General features: G+C 62.1%; 20 protein-coding genes and 2 tRNA genes. 12 read left to right on the top strand and 10 right to left on the bottom strand.

The annotated features are described in order from the left end of the window. Positions 1-17: 17 nt before the first annotated feature. The 6 genes from FBZ93_RS38570 to FBZ93_RS38545 all read right to left on the bottom strand — a co-directional run bounded on the left by FBZ93_RS38570 (position 18) and on the right by FBZ93_RS38545 (position 5,866). The gene (locus tag FBZ93_RS38570; protein WP_146992879.1) at positions 18-1,121 is read right to left on the bottom strand and encodes an aromatic/alkene monooxygenase hydroxylase subunit beta; all 1,104 of its coding nucleotides are present in this window, start codon (positions 1,119-1,121) and stop codon (positions 18-20) included. A gap of 49 nt (positions 1,122-1,170) precedes the next feature. Further along, entirely contained in the window at positions 1,171-2,214 is a 1,044-nt protein-coding gene (locus tag FBZ93_RS38565) for an FAD-binding oxidoreductase (protein ID WP_433995483.1), read from the bottom strand. 96 nt (positions 2,215-2,310) lie between these two features. Then, entirely contained in the window at positions 2,311-3,981 is a 1,671-nt protein-coding gene (locus tag FBZ93_RS38560; RefSeq protein WP_146992877.1) for an aromatic/alkene/methane monooxygenase hydroxylase/oxygenase subunit alpha, read from the bottom strand. 182 nt (positions 3,982-4,163) lie between these two features. Next, positions 4,164-4,379 carry a hypothetical protein gene (locus tag FBZ93_RS38555; protein WP_246667827.1) on the bottom strand — a complete coding sequence of 72 codons (216 nt, stop codon included), beginning with the start codon at positions 4,377-4,379 and terminating at the stop codon, positions 4,164-4,166. 14 nt (positions 4,380-4,393) lie between these two features. Then, positions 4,394-4,765 carry a hypothetical protein gene (locus tag FBZ93_RS38550; RefSeq protein ID WP_208764121.1) on the bottom strand — a complete coding sequence of 124 codons (372 nt, stop codon included), beginning with the start codon at positions 4,763-4,765 and terminating at the stop codon, positions 4,394-4,396. A gap of 57 nt (positions 4,766-4,822) precedes the next feature. Beyond that, complete coding sequence (locus FBZ93_RS38545; protein WP_146992873.1) at positions 4,823-5,866, bottom strand: NAD(P)-dependent alcohol dehydrogenase; 1,044 nt, start codon at positions 5,864-5,866, stop codon at positions 4,823-4,825. Positions 5,867-6,206: 340 nt separating this feature from the next. On the opposite strand from FBZ93_RS38545, the gene FBZ93_RS38540 reads away from it, so the two are divergent. The 3 genes from FBZ93_RS38540 (at position 6,207) to FBZ93_RS38530 (ending at position 11,091) form a co-directional block, all read left to right on the top strand. Next, complete coding sequence (locus FBZ93_RS38540; protein WP_146992871.1) at positions 6,207-8,084, top strand: sigma-54-dependent Fis family transcriptional regulator; 1,878 nt, start codon at positions 6,207-6,209, stop codon at positions 8,082-8,084. A gap of 99 nt (positions 8,085-8,183) precedes the next feature. Then, entirely contained in the window at positions 8,184-8,606 is a 423-nt protein-coding gene (locus tag FBZ93_RS38535; RefSeq protein ID WP_146992869.1) for an SseB family protein, read from the top strand. Between the two features lie 991 nt (positions 8,607-9,597). Next, positions 9,598-11,091, top strand: a complete 1,494-nt coding sequence (locus tag FBZ93_RS38530) for a hypothetical protein (RefSeq protein WP_146992867.1) — start codon at positions 9,598-9,600, stop codon at positions 11,089-11,091. A gap of 349 nt (positions 11,092-11,440) precedes the next feature. Here FBZ93_RS38530 and FBZ93_RS38525 read toward each other — a convergent pair. Next, a tRNA-Tyr gene (locus tag FBZ93_RS38525) sits at positions 11,441-11,526 on the bottom strand. A gap of 194 nt (positions 11,527-11,720) precedes the next feature. Here FBZ93_RS38525 and rlmB point away from each other — a divergent pair. After that, positions 11,721-12,548 (top strand): 23S rRNA (guanosine(2251)-2'-O)-methyltransferase RlmB, encoded by an 828-nt coding sequence (gene rlmB, locus FBZ93_RS38520; protein ID WP_146992866.1) that lies wholly within the window; start codon positions 11,721-11,723, stop codon positions 12,546-12,548. 307 nt (positions 12,549-12,855) lie between these two features. Here the strand turns inward: rlmB and FBZ93_RS38515 are convergent, their stop codons facing one another. The 3 genes from FBZ93_RS38515 to FBZ93_RS38505 form a co-directional block, all read right to left on the bottom strand. Then, entirely contained in the window at positions 12,856-13,290 is a 435-nt protein-coding gene (locus FBZ93_RS38515) for a hypothetical protein (protein WP_208764120.1), read from the bottom strand. A gap of 91 nt (positions 13,291-13,381) precedes the next feature. Continuing rightward, on the bottom strand, positions 13,382-13,855 hold the full coding sequence (locus tag FBZ93_RS38510) for a hypothetical protein (protein ID WP_146992864.1): 474 nt from the start codon (positions 13,853-13,855) through the stop codon (positions 13,382-13,384). A 172-nt stretch (positions 13,856-14,027) separates the two neighbouring features. Then, positions 14,028-14,720 (bottom strand): urease accessory protein, encoded by a 693-nt coding sequence (locus tag FBZ93_RS38505; RefSeq protein WP_146992862.1) that lies wholly within the window; start codon positions 14,718-14,720, stop codon positions 14,028-14,030. 196 nt (positions 14,721-14,916) lie between these two features. Here FBZ93_RS38505 and FBZ93_RS38500 point away from each other — a divergent pair, with 196 nt between their 5' ends. From FBZ93_RS38500 to FBZ93_RS38465, 8 genes are all read left to right on the top strand, one after another. Beyond that, positions 14,917-15,351 carry a hypothetical protein gene (locus FBZ93_RS38500; RefSeq protein WP_208764119.1) on the top strand — a complete coding sequence of 145 codons (435 nt, stop codon included), beginning with the start codon at positions 14,917-14,919 and terminating at the stop codon, positions 15,349-15,351. A gap of 157 nt (positions 15,352-15,508) precedes the next feature. Next, positions 15,509-15,583, top strand: a tRNA-Thr gene (locus FBZ93_RS38495). Between the two features lie 206 nt (positions 15,584-15,789). Continuing rightward, on the top strand, positions 15,790-16,059 hold the full coding sequence (locus FBZ93_RS38490; protein WP_246667834.1) for a DUF5658 family protein: 270 nt from the start codon (positions 15,790-15,792) through the stop codon (positions 16,057-16,059). 199 nt (positions 16,060-16,258) lie between these two features. Then, the gene (locus FBZ93_RS38485; RefSeq protein WP_146992860.1) at positions 16,259-16,441 is read left to right on the top strand and encodes a hypothetical protein; all 183 of its coding nucleotides are present in this window, start codon (positions 16,259-16,261) and stop codon (positions 16,439-16,441) included. A gap of 709 nt (positions 16,442-17,150) precedes the next feature. Continuing rightward, a complete protein-coding gene (locus FBZ93_RS38480; protein WP_050420948.1) occupies positions 17,151-17,339 on the top strand; it encodes a hypothetical protein in 189 nt (62 codons plus the stop codon). A gap of 53 nt (positions 17,340-17,392) precedes the next feature. Next, the gene (locus FBZ93_RS38475) at positions 17,393-17,575 is read left to right on the top strand and encodes a hypothetical protein (protein WP_146992858.1); all 183 of its coding nucleotides are present in this window, start codon (positions 17,393-17,395) and stop codon (positions 17,573-17,575) included. A gap of 57 nt (positions 17,576-17,632) precedes the next feature. Continuing rightward, positions 17,633-18,172 carry a hypothetical protein gene (locus tag FBZ93_RS41600; protein WP_246667826.1) on the top strand — a complete coding sequence of 180 codons (540 nt, stop codon included), beginning with the start codon at positions 17,633-17,635 and terminating at the stop codon, positions 18,170-18,172. Positions 18,173-18,306: 134 nt separating this feature from the next. Continuing rightward, positions 18,307-18,855 (top strand): hypothetical protein, encoded by a 549-nt coding sequence (locus tag FBZ93_RS38465; protein ID WP_146992857.1) that lies wholly within the window; start codon positions 18,307-18,309, stop codon positions 18,853-18,855. Positions 18,856-18,868 lie beyond the last annotated feature (13 nt).

Raw genomic sequence — 18,868 nt, 5'->3', positions numbered from 1 at the left:
ATGTGATGCAGGGTTGGTTATGACGCGAGATTTGCCGGAACCGTCAGGCCGAGCTCGGCGGCGATGCCCTTGATACGATTCTTCGCGTGCGCCAGCGCATCGGCGAAAGCCGCGACCTTGACACGCGGCTGCGACCAGATCGGCTGTAGATGATTGGCGGCATCGAGCGCGAGATCGGCATGCTTGGCCAGCCATTTGTTGAACAACGCGAGGTTCTGCGCCCCGTAGGTGGGATCGGTGCCGAGGATGTGGAACAGCTCGACGGTGTTGGCGAGATTGCGCTCATAGTCGGCCTCCGCGGCGGAGACGACGGCCGGAGTGATGAAGTCGTTCTGCGCAGATGCCGCCTGCATCAGGAACCCTGAGCGAAAGAGTTCGCCAATCAGCGGCTCGAACACCACGTTGGTCGCAAAATACTGCTCCAGGTAGTCGTTCGAACCCATTACCGACTCGACCGACTTGCGCACGCCTTGCCAGATCGGATCTTCCAGCCAATGCTTCTTGCCGGCGGCATTGTCGAAGCCTGGCAGGTCGAGGCCGATTTCACTCAGATAAAGCGTGATATCCTGCGCGAAGCGGAGCTTGTAGGACGAGTTGGTCAGGATCGCATTATTGACCATCTGCGTGTAGCCGTAACGCTGCGCCTGCATCGTCGAGGTGCCGAGTCCGAACTCGGCATGCTTGTAGGCACCGAGATGGTTCTGCAGGATCTTCACCCAGGCGGGATCGAAGCGGGTCGGCGCGCCCGACTTCCGGCCATTCTCGATGGTGTTCTGCACCATGCCGCAGATCGTCGACTGGCGCTGATAGTGGGTACGCTCCCATTCCTGGTCGACGGCGCGGAACTTGTGCCAGTTCGAACTTTTCGCAGCCGTCCAATCCTTGGAATAGGTCGGCGTTCCATCAGGGAACGAGATGATCCAGTCCTGCAAGAGATAGCGCTCCGGATCGGGTTGGACATCAACCGTCATGTCTTCGTAGTGGGTCGCCTTACGCCCCTTCGGCTCGAAGTAGTTGTACTTGCGGCTGCCGGAGCCCGGGAAGACCGCTGCCCCCGCAGCGCCGGATTTGGCGATCGCGATGGGCCTGGCCGCTGCTGCTCTGCTTGTCTGTGCGCTCATTTCTCACTCCCTTTTGCCATTCTGTTCTGCGACGAACTCTTGAACGCCGTCATCGCACCGCCGGCGTAAACTTGTCGAAGTAGATGTGGTCCGGCTCGACGCCGTTCATTTGCAGGACAGGCAACACGGCGTCGATCATCGGCGTCGGCCCGCACGCATACGCGTCGATGGCGCCGCTCAGTTTCTCCTCGCGCAGATGGCGCTGCACGACCTCGTGGATCAGCCCGGTCTCGCCGTCCCAGCCATCGCCCGCCTCCGCGTGCGACAGCGCCGGCACGAATCGGAAATTGTCGAGCTGCGCGGCGATCGCCGCGAGTTCTTCGAGATAGAACAGGTCGGCGCGGGTGCGTGCGCCGTAGAAAAACCGCACCGGCCGTCGCTCACCACTGCCGATGTGATCGGCCAGGATCGACCACAGCGGAGACATGCCCGAGCCGCCGCCGATCAGCAGCATAGGACCCGAGCGCTCCTCGCGCCGGAAGCAGGTGCCGTACGGCCCCCTGGCGGTCACGGCGTCGCCGACGGCCAATTTTCCATCAAGCTGGGACGAGAACGCCCCGTTCGGATATTTCTTGATAATAAAGCGAAGATGGGGGCTCTCGCTGGGTGGGTTCGCCATCGAAAAGGCGCGGGTAATGTTGCCATCCTGAAGCGTCAGATCGACATACTGGCCGGCCCAGAACTTCATCGGCCGCTCGATCTCGATCTCGAGCAATCTGATGTCCGATGTCAGCGTCTGGATCGCAGCCACACGCCCGGCAAACGCCTTCACCGCGATCGAACGGCTAAGCAGGTCTTCGTCATAATTGAGCAGCTCGACACTGACATCGCTGTAGACGTGCATACGGCACAACAGCACATGTCCGGTCTCGCTCTCGTAGTCCGGCAAGGCGAAGGTCGAGTACTTAAGCAACTCGAAATCGCCGTCGAGGAGTTTAGATTTGCAGCTGCCGCACTGGCCTTCCTTGCAGCCGTGCATCAGCGAGATGCCCTGACGAAACGCGGCGTCAAGGACTGTCTCGCCTTCCTCCGCTTCCATCTCGATACCCACTGGCTCGAAACGAACCTTGTGAATCCGCACGTCCGTCATCATCAGGGCCTTGTCATCGCGGTTGAAGAGAACGATCGGCAAAGCGCTCGCCGACCCGGCAAGAGGGGCCGCAATGAGCGGCCCCTCCCGTCGTCATTGCTAGTGGCAGGGATTGATCTTGAAGCCCTTGCGGTATTCAGCCGTCGCCACCTCGCGCTCGATCGGCGAGAGTGCCCTGAAGCCGCGCAGCGGACTGCCAAGCGTGTGTCCGCGCACGTGATCGAGCGTCCACATATCCTTGGCGTCGAACCGCAGATGCGGTTGCGCGATCATGGTCTTGCCGTCAGGCCGGACAAAACCGAGATCCTTGATCGCATCGGCGACATCCCAGCCGTGATAGCAATCTTCCCATTCACGGCGACCGCTGAAGCGGCCCATGGCCGGCGTCGCCCGCCCCTCGTACTCGGCGGCGAACGCCACCTTGTGGGTCCAACGGCAGCCTTCCGAACAATAGGTGTAGATCTTGCCGTCGACCTCGTCGCAGACGAAGTCTTCACGGATCAGACACGGCACCATACAGCTCCAGCACCGATGCGGGTACGAGTAGCCCACTTCGCTGTTGAACAGGATGTTGGTCTCGCCGGGCACGCTGAGCTTCGCGTGCCACTTCCAGAAGTCGCCGAATTCGGCATACCAGCCCGGGTATTTGTGCTCGAACCACTCGAAGTCCCGCTCGGTCTGGGCCTCGATGCGCCAGAAGTTCACCGACCAGCCGACCGTGAAGAACTGCGCGGTCTTGTGGACATAGTTCTTCTTGACGATCCGATCCCAGGCCGCGGCGACGTCATCGTGATGGATCTTGATGCCGTACTTCTCGAGCGGCAGCATGTAGGTCCGGTAGTAGTCTTCGTAGATCCAGCGATGCCAAAGCTCGGCATACGACTCCTTGTTCTTGTCGCGGTTGGTCGTGCCGTATTCGATGAATGTGCCGATCGCGGCGTCGACAATCGCGTGATTCTGCCAGAACGCATATTTCAGGTCGCGCTCGAGCAACTGGTGGTTCGACGGATCGTTGATCATCGCCATCAGCATCGAGTGGCCGTTGCCAATATGGCGGGATTCGTCCGACTGAACCGACAGGAACACCGTCGGCAACGCGTAGTCGCCGTTGCGAGCGGCTTCCGACGGCATCGCCACGAACAGGGTATTGGTGAAGGCGGTTTCCGCGACGACCGTCAGATAGACGTTGGCGGCGGTGATCGCGTCACCGGTCAGGAAGCCTTCGGCGAACTGCCGGCCGATCGTGGTCGCATAGCACTTGCCGAACGCAGCCTCGGTGATATCGAACCCGGCCGGATCGATATAATTCTCCATGTACCACTTCTTGAGATTCATCTGGATCGTCGAGTGGCGGAACTCATCGACCATCTGCATGGTGAATCCGGTGCGCAACTCCTCGCCGGGCGCGAGCCGTCCGACCATCGCCATCGAGCGCGCCGCCGAGATCTCCGGGAACGGGATGATCGCCAGGAACAGCTTCATCCACTCGACCCAGCGCGGCTCGACATTGCGAAACATGTCGCCGCGCAACGCCGCATCCAGCGCGCCATAGACGCGGTTGTCCTTCTCTTCCTGCATCGGGAAGTACGACCGCAGGACCTGCTTCATCGGGTCACGCGGCGTCTTCGATATCTTGTAGTCGGTCGGAAAGGTCATCGCCTCCTGCACGTAGCTTGGCGTCCAGCCAAGGTCCGCGACGCGGTTGGCCGCTTCAGCGATGCTGATCCCTTTCTGCGCGGTTATCTTGTTCAGTGTCAGACTTGCAGTCATTTCCAGCTCCTTTGAACGTTGCGTTGGTTCCGACATTCTCGCTTTGATCCCAGGTCAAAACCCCTGGTTCGCACTTTTGAAATTCTCGGCTGCAAAACCCACTTTGAGTCCGTTAAATGGATTGATCGATCTGCTGACTTCGTCGTTCCCGACAGTCCGGCTTCCCGGCGCTGGCGGTCTCGTCACGGTCCGCTGGTTCGTCTGATGAGAGGTTTTCCTTCGGCGACGAATTTCGCCGACAGAACCAGTGCGCCAGTGGCGAAATCCTTGCCGTGCGAGGCGATCATGGCTTCCACGATCTCGGCCAACCGGATGAAGAATGCGTCTTTCGACCTGTCTTCCTCGCTCATGTCCGGTTGCGGTGACGGCATTTGCTCCTGCTCCTCTGATGTGGTCATGCTCGCTTCGTTCGTCATGCATGTCCTGACCGCTCGTGTTCGTCTGGCGAAGGGCCATCGTCGATCTCGCGCAGGGACGTGTTGAGCCACTCGCGCTCGGCCACCAGGCGTCGATGCTCCTCCCGGAGCATCTCCAGACGTGCGATCGCTCGCTCCAGTTCGGCATGTTCTTCAGTTCGGGCTTCGGCACGCGCCGCCCCGCGCACCGCGCAGGCGAGTTCGATTTCGGCGCCGCCGCGCGCATGCTCATTCGTGATCTGCCGCTCGTTGTTGTCGACCATCTCGTCAATCACCTTGTCCCGGGCGATCATCCGATCGCGGGCGCGCTGCAATTTGTCCGCTTCCTCGGCGGTGATCTGTGGCCTTCGCAGGCTGTCGTCTGTCACTCGCACCACTCTCGCTCGATGACCCGGACTGAAGCTTCGCATCTCGCGGCACGCGCGCTACGGGATCAGCACCGCACGGCCATGAATGCGTCCATGATGCAGATCATGAAGCGCCTCATTGGCCTGGCTGAGCCGGTATTCCCTGGTGTGGAGTTCGACGAGACCGCGATCCGCGAGCGCCATCAGTTCGACCAATTCGGCATATGTGCCGACCAGATTGCCGACGATGGTCTTCTCCGACGTGATCATGTCGATGGTCGGGATATCGATCTTCCCGCCATACCCGACGATGTAGTAGTAGCCGCCGTTCGCTGTCATCGACAGCCCCTTGGCGATGGCGTCACCCTCGCCAACAAAGTCGATCACGGCCTCGGCGCCGTGCCCGCCAGTCAGCGCCAGCACGGCCTCGACTTCGTTGCCGTCCGCCTTCACGACGTGATGCGCGCCGCACTTCTTGGCGAGGTCGAGGGACTGTTCGGCGCGATCGACCACGATGATTTCTGCCGCGCAGAGCGCTGCGAGGACCTGGATGCCGATATGACCCAGTCCACCGGCGCCGATCACCGCGACATATTCTCCAGGCAACAGATGACGGGACGCCTTCTTCGCAGCGCGATAGGCCGTCAGCCCGGCATCGGTATAGGGGGCAACATCCTTCGGAGCGAGCGACTTTGGCAGCTTGATCAGGGAGCGCTGCCCTGTCAGCAGATACTGCGCATAGCCGCCATTGGCATTGATACCGGGAAACGAGCTGTCCAGCGCATGCATGTCGTCTCCGCGCCGGCACGCGAGACAATGCCCGCTGGTCACCAGCGGATGGCAAATGACGCTGTCGCCAACCTTAACTCCTTCGACACCCGGGCCGATCGCTTCGACCCAGCCGGCGTTCTCGTGGCCCATGATGTATGGAAGCTTGACGTCGACCTTGCTACGCCAGATGCCCTCAACGATGTGCAGATCGGTGCGACAGACGCCGGCACCACCGATGCGCACGATCACGTCCATCGGGCGCGAGATCTTCGGGTCGGTCACGTCCTCGAATTTGACGAACTCCTTCGCCGTCAGCTTCTCGTCGAACTCATGAAGCACCGCCGCTTTCATTGAATAGCCTCCCCGGCAAATTTTTTATTTTGTCGACCTGACGCGATCGCCATCCCGCAAAAGAGTTGAGCAAAGGCTGTGCCAAGCGCACAACAACCTGATCTTTCTATTGTTCTTGCAATCTCCGGAGTGCTCGCGCCGATCCGCCTCGGAGCAGACTTCGCGCGCGACTGTTCCGAGACGGAACAGTTCGGCGGCTGCAACACCGAGCGGGCAGAAATTTGGATTTTGTATTGTTTGATCTATGATCGCGAGAACCGCGCCACGCGCAAAAACGACCCGAAGCGGGCGGCTACGACCAAGAGGAATTCGCCAAGCAGCGACTCCGGGAGGAGCTATAATGCTGACCACCAGCCGACGCATCGACAATGCTTGGATGACGCTCGATCGGCGCGGCGCGCCGCCGGCAGAGCTTCTGTCGGCCGATATCTACGACAGCTGGATGCGCTGCATTTCGCTTGGTCTCGATACATTGCGCCCTCCATCGCCCGAGTTCGTGAGCACCGCAGTTTTGCGCCAGGAGCAGCAGCGCTGTTCACTGATTCGCGGCCTCGCGCTCGCGGAGATGCACACGCTGCATCAGCAGATTGCCGGCTCCAATTTCATGATCGCCTTTGCAAATGCCGACGGCCTGCTGCTCGACATCATCTCGGACTCGAGCTTCAGTGATGCTTCGAACGCAGCGAGCATTCGGCCCGGCACCATCTGGACCGAAGCAATTTGCGGCACCAACGGCCTCGGCACCGCCGCGTATCTCAAGCGGGCCATTGTCGTTCACGGGGGCGAGCACTTTTTCTCGCGCTACAACAATCTTACTTGCATCGCGGCGCCAATCTTCGCGCCCGATGGCGAACTGGCTGGAATACTGGACGCGTCATCGGATTGCATGTCGCGGCAGGCGCATACCCAGGCGCTCGTCGCGATGGCCGCAACCCAGATCGAGAATGGCCTGTTCCGCGAACACCACCGTGGAAACATCCTGATCGCTTTCCATAACCGCGGCGAGTATCTGCATACGTTGAGCGCGGGCCTGCTCGCCGTCGATAACGAGGGCAGGATCCTTGCAGCCAACAGGGCCGCAAGCGTCCTGCTGCATGGCCTGCCAGCCTCGCCGGGTCGTCGCTTCGCCGACGTCTTTCGTACGAAATTCAGCGCCTTTGTCGATGAGGGCCGGCGCAAGGAACGCCAACGTCTCGAGGACGAGGTCGGCAGCCAGTTCGTCGCAACAATCGAGAACGCGCGCCAGTTCTCGATGATGCAAGCCATCTCGCGGCCTCGGCTGCCGACGCCCAAGGACGTCTCCACCCAGTTCGTCTCCGTCGATCCGGCGATCGCTTCCGTCGTCCAACGGGTGGGAGTAGCCGCGGTCCGCAAGATGCCGATCCTGATCCGTGGCGAAACCGGCACCGGCAAGGAGCAACTCGCTCGCCATGCTCATACTGCCAGTGGACGGGCCGGCGCTTTTGTCCCGGTGAATTGCGCAGCGCTTCCTGACAGTCTGATCGAGGCCGAGCTGTTTGGCTATGCCGAGGGCGCTTTCACCGGAGCAAAAAAGGGCGGGGCCGCGGGACTGTTCAAGGAGGCGGACGGCGGAACGCTCTTCCTGGACGAGATCGGCGACATGCCGGTGACCTTGCAGGCCGTACTGCTGCGCTTTCTGGATGATTGGACCGTCCGGCCGGTCGGTGGCACCAAACGCCAGGTCGACGTTCTCCTGGTGTCTGCCACCAATGCCAATCTCGACGACTCGATTGCGATGGGTCGATTCCGATCTGATCTGCTGTTCCGCCTCAACACGCTGGAAGTGACGCTGCCGCCTTTGCGCGAGCGTTCCGATTTCGCCGAGATCGCGCGCCATTTGATCTACAAGATCGATCCCTTGATGGATTTGACCGAAGGCGCGATCGATCGTCTGGCCGAACTCGAATGGGATGGAAACATCCGCGAACTGCGCAACGTGCTTTCCCGATTGTCACTGGCCGAGCCTGGAGATCTGATCGACGAGACAGCGGTCGAGTCCGTACTTGCTCATTCAGGCGGCGAGCGCCCGACCGGCAAGGCCGCGGGTGGCGGACTCAAGGCCAATCTGCATGAGATTCAGCGCTCGCATGTGCTGACCGCGTATGCGGAGATGGACAACAACATCAGCAAGACCGCGCGTCGCCTTGGCGTGTCGCGCAATACGATCTATCGCGCCCTGCGCGGTAACAAGGACTAGCACAATCGCGGCGCAGGGCGCCGCGACGACAGCGCGATCCGGCGGGTGCTGGCAACGCTGAAGTCCGGCCCGTCGTCGGGTTCAATTGGGAATGTCGCCATGTTCGAACCGGAAAACAGTCTCGAAGCTCTGATGCAGGCCGCCGCAAGGGACGCCAGCATCGTTCCCGCATTCTATCGCGCGTTGCTCGAAACGGAGATTTACATTCTGACGCCGGAAGCACCGATGAAACCTGGACGCCGTCGCTCGTTGAAATTTCAAGAAGAGATCAACGTCGCAACCGTCGATTTCCAGAACCTGAGGTGGCACCCCGCCTTCACCTCAAAGAAGCGCATCTACGACTATATAAAGGAGCCCGAGGTGTGCCTTGGCGCCGCCGCGCGCAATCTGTTCGAAATGTTGCCCGGCTCTAATTTCTGGCTCAATCCGTTGTCCGAATGTCAGAAGCCGCTGCCCGCCACCGAGATCGCTCTCCTCATGAGTGGCAAGATCTTTGACATCGCGATGAAGTCTGCGCGATAGGCGCGGCGCGCATCACATCGCGGAAAATCGTAGTTTTACGTATGTAATCGCAGAATTGCCAGCGGGTGAGCGACTCAAACCCCCGACACCAGCTCTTACCTTCACTGTGGTTCTCAAGTTTCTTGGCGATTGACCGAACGCTAGCTCTGCTCATGGGGGCTATCAGCTATCAGGATTGAGATGGCGCCCTGCCCTTGCTGCGCTACTTCCAGCCGGCTCACGCTTCTGCGGAAGTCATTCGTTTCAAGGAGCGATGGTCGACACTTGCCCTCAATATATTTTTCTTGATCTCCCGGTGCACACGTCGAGCACACGCCGACTTCTAACTAGCTGAAAATCTTGAACTCTCGCCCCAATCCATCATTGGCAAGCTTGAGCTAACATAAGCAAGTTTGAGCCAGCTCCAAGCAGCGTAAGCTGATCGCTCCGGCACAGAATGATCATTTTTGCCGCTTGCTGACGATCAAGGAAAAATGAGCGCTGTCCTCTCGGTGGATATTATTAGAGCGACGGGATTTCTTATTTCTTTTGACTATCCCAATAGGGCCTTAGGTTCCCCGGCCTTCAATTGAACTCCTGCCAAATGTCGTGATTTCATGAGTCCGAGCACTCTCTCCGTCGGTGCGTCTCGACATGCTTGGACTCCACCAATGAGATCATCACCGATGTTCAGCGCAGAGATCGCTGAGCGTCTCGGCGTCAGTATCGATACGTTCTATCGCAGGAGGCCTCGACTGCATCGAGAAGAGTCCATGCCTTTGCCGATATGCTCAACCGGCAGGCCGGTTTGGGACCGCTTGACGATGGAGGCTTGGTTCGGCCGATTTCATCCAGCGCGCCCCACCCGGGCCGCCAACGACCCGCTGCCGCTACCGTCACCTCAATCTATCGAAGACTTCCGCGCGCGCTTCGCGCGTATCTATGGCAGATCCTCTTGACAGCCGCAGTCCCGAAGTCGCCTTGTAGGCCTACTGCAACTTGGGGCTCAGTGATGGCCAACCCGAAGTTCCCATATGTCGCCTGGCGCAACGGCCGGCCACGCTCCAAGCATGGCCCAAGACAGCGCAAGCGCGGCTTTGTCGACCAAGATCTCAAGAATGCAGATGGATCGTGGTTCGGCTTGGAACAGGCGGCTGAGTTTTCGGATCGCCGTGTAGCCGAGGTGAAGGCGTCCCGCGGCGCCAAGGCTGCAGAGATACGTCTTCGAGTCGCCGCCGCGGGTAAATTGACGCGTAGCACCGTCGCAGATCTACTGCGTGATTGGCAACACGCGTGGCCGGCCACGATGTCGGAGGCAAGTCGTCGCAGTTACCGCAAATCCATCAGTGCCCTACTTTGGCAACCAGAGACACCCGATCAGCGTAGGGCACGCAAGGACGCTGAGCGCTCGGGGCGTCGCATCGAGCGCCACCCAGAGGATATTGCATCAATGCCGCCGGCGGCGATCGGCAAGCCGGAATTCCGGGCACTGCATGAATATATGGTCCGCCAACGTGGTGCCCACATGGCTAGGGCGGTCGTTGCGGCGCTGTCGGCAGCCTGGACCTGGGGTACGGAAAGCACTCACTGGCGGCTTCCACCAAATCCGCGCCTCGATATGGAGTTCGAAACACCGCCAGGACGCATCGTTCAAGTCTCCATGCCTGAGTTCATGGCGCTCGTCGCTGCCGCCGATACGATAGGGCGCATGTCAATTGGCGACTGCTTCTACCTCGGCTTATTCACGGGCCAGCGTCAGACTGACCGTCTCCGTATGAAGGACGAGAGCGATGTTGATGGCCGGCACGCGTTTCGTCAGAGCAAGACTGGCCAGTTAGTTGACATCAAGGAAGCGCCGCAACTTGCCAAACGACTTGATCAAGCGCGGGCTCGGGTAGCCGCGACTACGCTCCGGCTTGGGCTCAAGCAGCGGCCGGAGGAAATTGTCGTCAACGAGGAAACCGGCACCCGGTATGCCGAGAAGACTTACGGAAATCATGTCATAGCTGTGCGCTGGCTCGCGATCTTTGGGCTGCCGGAAAGCATGCATCCCTCGGAAGGTATCGAGCGCGCCGAAGCGGCTGCGTCCGAGCTGCGAGGAGTATGGACCGCGCTTACGGAGAAATGCGCTCTTCCATCGGGCAGCACTCCTGAAGTCCGCTCCGCTGTCGTCGGAAGCCGATCATTGGCGCTCAGAGAGTGGTTCGAGAAATTCAACGCGCGGCAAGATAACGTCGGCTGGCGCCTGAAGCCCTGCCCGTCCCTGACCTTTGTGAATGATCGCGGTGATCTCGATTTCAAGCATGATCAGGATCTCCGCGACACATGCGTGATGTTGCTGGATCGCGCCGGCTGCGACCTCCTCACGATCTGCGACATCACAGGTCACTCCTACTCAAGCGCACAGACCATTGTGAAGCACTACCGCGCTCGCAATGCCCTGCGTGCGGATTTGGGTATTGATCGTTTGGTTCTGCAGGTTCGAAAGGAAGGGATGACGGGGTGACACGACAGCAAACAGTTCGAGCTGTCGAGATGCCCCAGTGCTGCATGCACTCCACCGTTGTGGATGCTTCAACCCTGGACTCGAGGGCCCGCCAAGAATTCGACGTGTCGGTTGCTAACTAAGCCGGTTGGACAAATCGGCCCCCTCCGGGCCTGCTCGGTGCTGTGAGATACCTCTCGCCATCGATATAGGGCCTCCAGCAACAGTTTTGGCCGGAACGCTACCTGAACAAACATCCAAAGGGTCGCACGGATGCGACCCTTTTTTCGTGCCGCGCACGGGTCGCATGGCTCGGAATTCACTCAATCTCAGAGCCGAGATTCGTCTGATTTATCAGACGATTGCGTGATGGTGGGGGAGGCAGGACTCGAACCTGCGAAGCCATGAGGCGGCTGATTTACAGTCAGCTCCCTTTGCCACTCGGGACACTCCCCCGTCCAACAGCATCAGACCGGCCGCGCGAGTGGCGGCGGACCGGGTCATCGAAATGACGCTGATAACCGGCCGACCCGAAGCGGGTGCGCGGTCGGGCGCGTTTATGGGGGAAGGCGGTCCCCAAAGTCAACCAAGCGGGCCGCCTATTTGGAGGTTAAATTGCCAATATTCGAGAGCCGTGACACAAGCCTCACATGAGCGATCGCGACCGCAAACCCAATTTCCGAGGCAAGGGCGGTAAACCCTTCCAAAAAGGGCCGAAATTCGGCCGGCCGCAGGGCCGGCGGGAACGCGAATCCGGTTCCGACGGACCGGTGATTCTGTACGGCTGGCACACGGTGGCGGCAGCGCTCGCCAACCCGGACCGGCAGATCCGCAAGCTTTACCTTACCGAGAACGCGGCGCGCCGGCTCGCCGAGGAAAACATCGCGACCCGCGTCACTCCGGAGATCGTCCGGCCCGGCGACCTCGACCGGCGCCTCACCCCCGATGCCGTGCATCAGGGCCTCTTGGCGGAGGCCGATCCCCTGCCCTCGCCCGGCATCGACACGCTGGCGCAGGAGGGCATGGTGCTGGTGCTCGACCAGATCACCGACCCGCACAATGTCGGCGCCATCCTGCGCTCGGCCGCGGCATTCGCGGTGAAGGCGATCATCACCACCGCCCGGCACAGCCCGGAGGCGACCGGCGTGCTGGCGAAGTCAGCCTCCGGCGCGCTCGAACTGGTCCCTGTTGTGACGGTGCAGAACCTGGCGCGCGCGCTCAACGAGCTGAACGAGCACGGCTTCCAGACCGTCGGCCTCGACAGCGAGGGCGCGGAGGATCTCGGCAAGGTTCAACTGCAAGCGCCGCTCGCGCTGGTGCTCGGCGCCGAAGGCAAGGGCTTGCGGCAATTGACCCGCGAGACCTGCCGCGTGGTCGCGCGCCTCGACATGCCCGGCGAGATCAAGAGCCTGAACGTGTCGAACGCCGCGGCGCTCGCGCTCTATATCGGCGCCAGCCGGCTCGGGCTGATGGGCTAGCTTGATATCTGGATGGGGCCGCAGCACTTGATGGTAGCACTTGCGGGCCGGAGGCGCTTGCGAAGCGGCATGATTTCGGAATATTAGAAATATACCCCTGATTTGCCCGACGCGTCAAGTCGTCCTGTCGAACGCCGCCGCCGCCAGCTGCTTTGCATGGGGTTGTTTTCGATATTTTGGCAGCGCGCACCTGCGGCGCTCGCGTGCGGGGGATGCGGCGCCCCTTCCAGCAGCGGCCCGACTTCAAACGAAGAACGCCCGCTCGCGTCATGCGAACGGGCGTTGCCGGCTTCGACAGATCGCCGGATCAGTAGTAGCGACGCAGCACCGGGTGGCCGTAGCGATGCGGCGCGTAGCCGTAGCGATAGCCGTAGTGTGGGCGATAGCCATAGTGATGGCGGTAGCCGTAGTGACGGTAGCCATAATGGCGATGGCCGTAGTACGGGCGGCCGTAACCTTCGCGGTAGTACGGATGCGGTGCCCAATTGCCCGGGCCGGTGTAGGCCGGTCCCTGGTTGACGTAGTAGTACTGCTGCGCAGTGTCGGGATAGGCCGCATCCGGGTCGGGCAGCCGTTCGACCGCACCGTAACCGCCGTAGCCATAGCCGTAGCCACCGCAACCGCCGCAGCCGTAATTCACGACGGGCGCGGAATAGCCGCAGGGGTTGAAGCCGCACGCCATCGCGGGCGCGGTCACCATGACGGCCACGGCCGCAATCAGTCCTTTGATCATTTGACGCATTACTCTCTCCTGTAAATCTTGCCTGTAGGTCTTGTTGTCGTCGCGTAGCTCTTGGTGGCTATGAAGGGCCCTCTGTCCGAGGGCCCCTGGTTTAGGGGCCTCTCGGTCGCGGTGGCCGCATCGGCGGACCCGGCAGCGGCCGCGGTCCGTTGAACTCGGGCGCGTAGATCACCGGCGGCGGATCGACCGGCATGTTGGACTGTGCCGGCAGCGGCGCGGAGTGCGCGCCCCACGATTGGTGATAGCTCTCGGCCGGCTGAGGCAGCCGGCGGTTGGCCGGCGGCTCGATCTCGAGGCGGCCGTAACCCGGCATGCGGCCGAGGCTCGGATAATAGTGGCCGACATTCGGCTCGGGACTGATCGGGCGGCCGCCATAGACGGTCGGCACCAGCGAGTCGTTGCGGGCAAGCCCCATCGCGCTTTCGACCACCGCGTAGGAGGCGTCGACGCCATTGATGATGATGGGCACACCGGGGCGCACCGGCACGACGATGTCGAAGCCCCCGCCGGCCAGCGCCGTCGAGCTCATCGCAGCCAATATCGCCAGCGCAAGACTTGCGCGCATGTTCACCCAGCGTCCCGAATTGTTCCAGGTGCAGCCTAATGCAACGGCTCGCCGGAAGGGTTAAGGGCGCAGGCCAAACTGGCAGTAAGCCTAACGCGTAAGCATCGGCATCCGGTCAATGCGGCCGAGCGGGATCAGAAATCGTTAACGGCCGCGCCGGGGCGAGCCTGTGTCAGGTGAAGGCGTTCTCGATGATCGAGTGGATGCCGATCGCAATCGTGACCGCGCCGACCGCCATTTGCAGGCCGCGATTGGCCCAGGTCAGCCAGCGCGCCGAGGCCGCGAGCGGCACCGCGATCACGCTGGACAGCACGCCCATGCCGATCATCGAGCCGACACCGAACAGCGCGACATAGCCAAGCCCGATCGCAGGGCTCGGCGCCTGCGACACCGTCAGCACCAACAGCGCCGCCGAGCCCGCCATGCCGTGCATCAGGCCGACCAGCAGCGTGCGCCAGCGGAAGCCGTGCGCGTGGCTGTGCACGGTGCCGACATGCGGCCCGGTCTCGCCGGCGTGGCTATGGGCGTGGAAGTGCGTGGTGTCGCCATGCGAATGGCTGTGGAAATGCACGCGGTCGCGCCACAGCCGCCACCACACATGCCCGCCGAGACCGACCAGCATGACGCCGACCGCGGTCTCGATCGGCTGCGAAACGGTTTCGGGGATCGCGCGGCCGAGCAGGATCGCCACGCCGGCAAAGATGAACAGCGTCAGCGTGTGGCCGAGGCCCCAGGTCAGGCCATGCTTGACGATATCACCGACATGGGTGCGGCGCGCCGCGATGCTCGATACCGCCGCGATGTGATCCGGCTCCAGCGCATGCTGCATGCCGAGCAGAAAGCCAAGACTCAAGATTCCGAACATCAATCCCCCGCGCCGGCGCCGACATCAGATCGAACACCGCTGTACATGCAATTCCAGTCAAAGGCAGCATGATCCGGAACGCATCATGCGCGAGAGTTGCGGAACTTCACACTGGTTTGAACGCAGGCCAAGGCCGCGTCGGAACAGGCACCGCGCGGCGAGATTAGCTCGTCACAACGACGAGAGGAGACCTTGCATGACACAGCTCAAGATGCGCGGCGCCTTCCTGGGCGCAGCAGCCCTGCTCGCCTCGGTAGTGGCCGGCCCCGCGATGGCGCAACAGACCATCGGTACTGCCGCGCGCTGCTCGAATGCCGACCCGAACGCTCGATGCCAGACCATGGCACCGGGCGCCACGCGCACCACCTATCATCACCGCAGCTATCGGCGGGACCGCGACTGGCAAGGCAGCTACAACCGGTATGACCCCGGCCCCGCCGGCGTCGCGGCCGGCGTGGTCGGCGGCGCGGTCGGCACGGCGGCTGCGATCGCCACCGCCCCGTTCGGCGGCCCCGACTATTATGCCCGCGCCCCGATGGGCAGCGCGGAATATGTGCGGCAGAACGGCCTTGTCTGCACCCCCGGCACCTGGTTCCGCGGCAGCGACGGCCGCCAGCACCCGTGCCAATAGCTCAGGCGTAGCGTTGACGGCGAAAGAGGCGGCCTTCGGGCCGCCTCTTTGCCGACGGCCGATGGGAAAGGGCCCGTCGAACCTCCCGGGTTCTGGCCCCGGGTTCTGGCTCTGGCGCGCCAAGTCTGCTATGCGAGCGCGCAAATCATTCCATGTCGCCGGCTTAGCTCAGCGGTAGAGCAGCAGTTTTGTAAACTGAAGGTCGGGGGTTCAATCCCCTCAGCCGGCACCAGCCCTCCATGCTAGCCCATCGCACGCCGCCGAACGCCGGTTTGCACCGCGGTCTGGAAGACTTGGCGTTGGACAACCAGGTCGCAGAGGCTTGCGCTGGCTGAAAATAGTCCGCAAAATTGTAGAACAACGAGCCACATGCGGATTTCGGGCAGGTACCGGATGACGGAAAAGCAGTTGCGGGCGAGAACATCTTTGCTGAAGGCAATGCTGTTGGTCTCAGCCCTGCTGATGGGCTACTCGGATCTCATCACCACCAACGAGATATTGCAGCGCGGAATGGGCGAACTGAACCCAATCATGCGATTCACCCAGGAGTGGATGGGTGAATGGTGGCTGATTGCCAAGCTGGGCTTGACCTATCTCGTGATGTGGATGCTGTGGCACGGCAAGAGCGAACGCCAGATGGCCTATGTGGTCGCCTTCATCGCAACGCCCGTCTACAACAATCTGATCATCCTCGCGGGCTCCAACTGAACCGGCCTGCGCTGCGACGCCGGCAACGCCGCCTGGGCACCGTTTGCCGGCGCTCTCGATGTTACGGCCGTTACATCCCATTGATGTTTCGAAACATGTTCGGCAGGCCCGGCCTAGGGATAGCGTTGGACAAGACGCCCGAACTCGCCCTACCCTCGGTGCATTGCGATAATGGAGGCTGCCGGGCGCGGTTCTGACAATGGACTGGTCGTACTATCTCGTGGGCGCGGCTGTTGTCCTGCTGCTCCTCGCCTATCGCCTGCATGGCGGGCTGTTCAAGAAGGATTCGCTGCAGGACGAGAGGCTGAATCGACTGATCGATGAACGCATCGAGCGCATGGACCTGAAGCGCGAGAAAAAATACGACCCGTCCCAGCCATGAAGGCTGGGCGGCGATGCCGCGTCGCGTGGATCTTCAGTCCAGCGAGATGGACCGTCGACCGCGGCAGCCCCGCCAGCTCGCGGGAGAATACGGCAGCTCCGCGGGCGGGGACGAGAGCTTTGATGCTGGTGCGCCGGCCGCAGCTTGGTTCTTCGATGCCGCTGCCGACGCAGTCCGCTGCTGCAGATCTCTCGATGATCCCGTGAACGCAGACCGTCCCGCTGCGGATGTTGCCTTCAAACCGAAATGCCTGGGCATCGAGTCCTCCATCCAGATTTTTTGCGGCTCACGCCGAGCGTCGTCCCCAGGAGCAATCGAACACGTACTCGCTGCTCAATCAAAGCGCTTCGCTCGATTCCCCACAAGCACGGAGAGAGCCGTACTATTCCGGTCCACGGCCAGCGCTTCACATCATCGATCGCGCTGCTGCGCACCGGCATTCATTCGTCTCACCCGTCTGCCGAACGGCGACAACGATCGCGCCTGCCAAGCACGTAACCGGGCCAGCGGTTGGACGCGCCCGTACGCGGCGGAGGCAAACCTCTTGCGGACCGGCGCAGCGCGCCGGGGCCGGCTCGGAAACAGCACGGCCGCACTTCGCCTTGGCAGGAATCGTGGGATCATCCCCGTAGCTTCACCCATCCCTCGTCTTGCTTCTGTCCTTGCAGCCCAAAACGGGGTATGCAGAATGTCGGATGGGACTCAGCCAATGACCTATTTGATCCTTGCCCGGGATGGCACCAGCCAAATCGTGCTGAAGCGCGACAGCGAAGATGCGGCCGAGAAGAAGGCACGCGAGCTGAAGGAGATGGGCTGGTTCGAGGTCGAGGTCCGTGAGGACAAAGCGGGGAACGCGGCCGCGTCCGCGCTGACCGGACGTTCCCAGACCCTTCAATGACGGCTTGATGAACCTTTGCCGGATGGCCCTTACACATGTGTGAGGAGCCCACCATGTCCGACACAGCCCATTACCGCTTCCAGTCCGATCAGGCGCGGCGGCTGGCCCGCCAGGTCACCGACGCCACGGTGCGCGAAAAGCTGCTCGAAATGGCCGAGGAGTATGGCCGTTACGCCGACCTGATCGAGGCCCGGAGCGCCGAACCGCCGCCTGTCGAGGCGGTGACCGCCCACTAAGGCTGCCGACCCCGCTTGCGCTGTCGCGGTCAGGAAACTCACACGCAACGGACACAGTTGGAAGCGCTCGACGGCATCCTCTTCCTGCTCGAATCGATCTTGGGCTGGCCGATCCGCCGGTTTGGCCGGTGGCTGGATCGGCAACCGCATCGCGACCCGTTCGCAGATATCGACCCTTCACAAGATCGGCCGCCTCGCGCTTGCAGGGGCCATCACCGCCGCGATCCTGGTGCCGCTCGGCTGGCTCATTTTCTGATCGGGACGCCGCCAAGCATTCAGGTCGGCCCTGAGGCACTTTCTCAAGCCGCGGCCAAACTGCGCGAAAACGCCTTGAGGATTTGTTCGGAACATTATGCGCCCTCAGGCGATTTTCCTCGCATGAGGCTACGCGAGGCCAACCGCAATTTACTGCTTCTGGGCAGCTTCACGCTGCTCAGCGTGGCCGCTGCCGGCATCGTCGCCCTGCTCGATCCGGCACCCCTGCCGGCCAACGCCGCGCCCCGGTCCGCTGCGATTCAAGCGCCGGCTGATCGTCAGGCGCCGGTCCGGATCGTCGGTACCCCGTTCGTCCCGAACACCAATCCCCGCCAGCGCTGACGGTCCTCCCGCCCCGGGAATGTCACAATTATGTCACCGCACCTGTGAAACAGGCGTCTTCGTCAACCATCATGATGGCCGGCGCTTGATTCCGCGCGGTTGCTTTGCTGGAATCCGCGCGCTCAAGGTGCGCCATGAAGTGGATGAAAGAACGCGATCTCCTGATCGCGCAGACAATGGCCTTCGTACAGTCGGTGAAGGGCAAGCTGCCTGACGCCGAAGTGCCGGCGCCTGCCCGGCGAACCGCCGCGACGCCCGCCCCGCAGCCGGCCACCCCGCCGGTCGCGACCGAGGCCAAGCCTGAAGCCAAGGCTGAGACAAGGCCTACCCTGGAGACCGAAGCCACCGTGGAGCTCAAGCCTGCGGCCGAGGCCCCAAGGGAGGCCCCAAGGGTCGTCATGCCGCCCCCGCTTCCGGTGCCGACCGTGCTCGAGGGCCTGCCCCCCGCGCCGTCGCCCCTGGCGGTGACGGTCGTCGAGGTCCCGCCGCCGGCGCAGCCGCCGCATTTCCCGACACTCGACATCCGCGGCGACTTCGGGTCCGAGGTGCGGGAACGGGTTGCCAATTTCCGCGCGCAGCAGCAGCGTTTCCTGAAAGAGCGCGAGGAATACTGCACCACGACCATGGCCAAGGTCCGCGCCGCGATCCGCGACAACAGCGAGCTGCCGCGCTCCGGCAAGTAACCGGCGCGCCTTA

The organism is Bradyrhizobium macuxiense (genome assembly GCF_007993935.1).
Lineage (GTDB): Bacteria > Pseudomonadota > Alphaproteobacteria > Rhizobiales > Xanthobacteraceae > Bradyrhizobium > Bradyrhizobium macuxiense_A.
The sequence above is the reverse complement of the archived record's forward strand: the minus strand, read 5'-3'. Positions and strand labels throughout refer to the sequence as shown.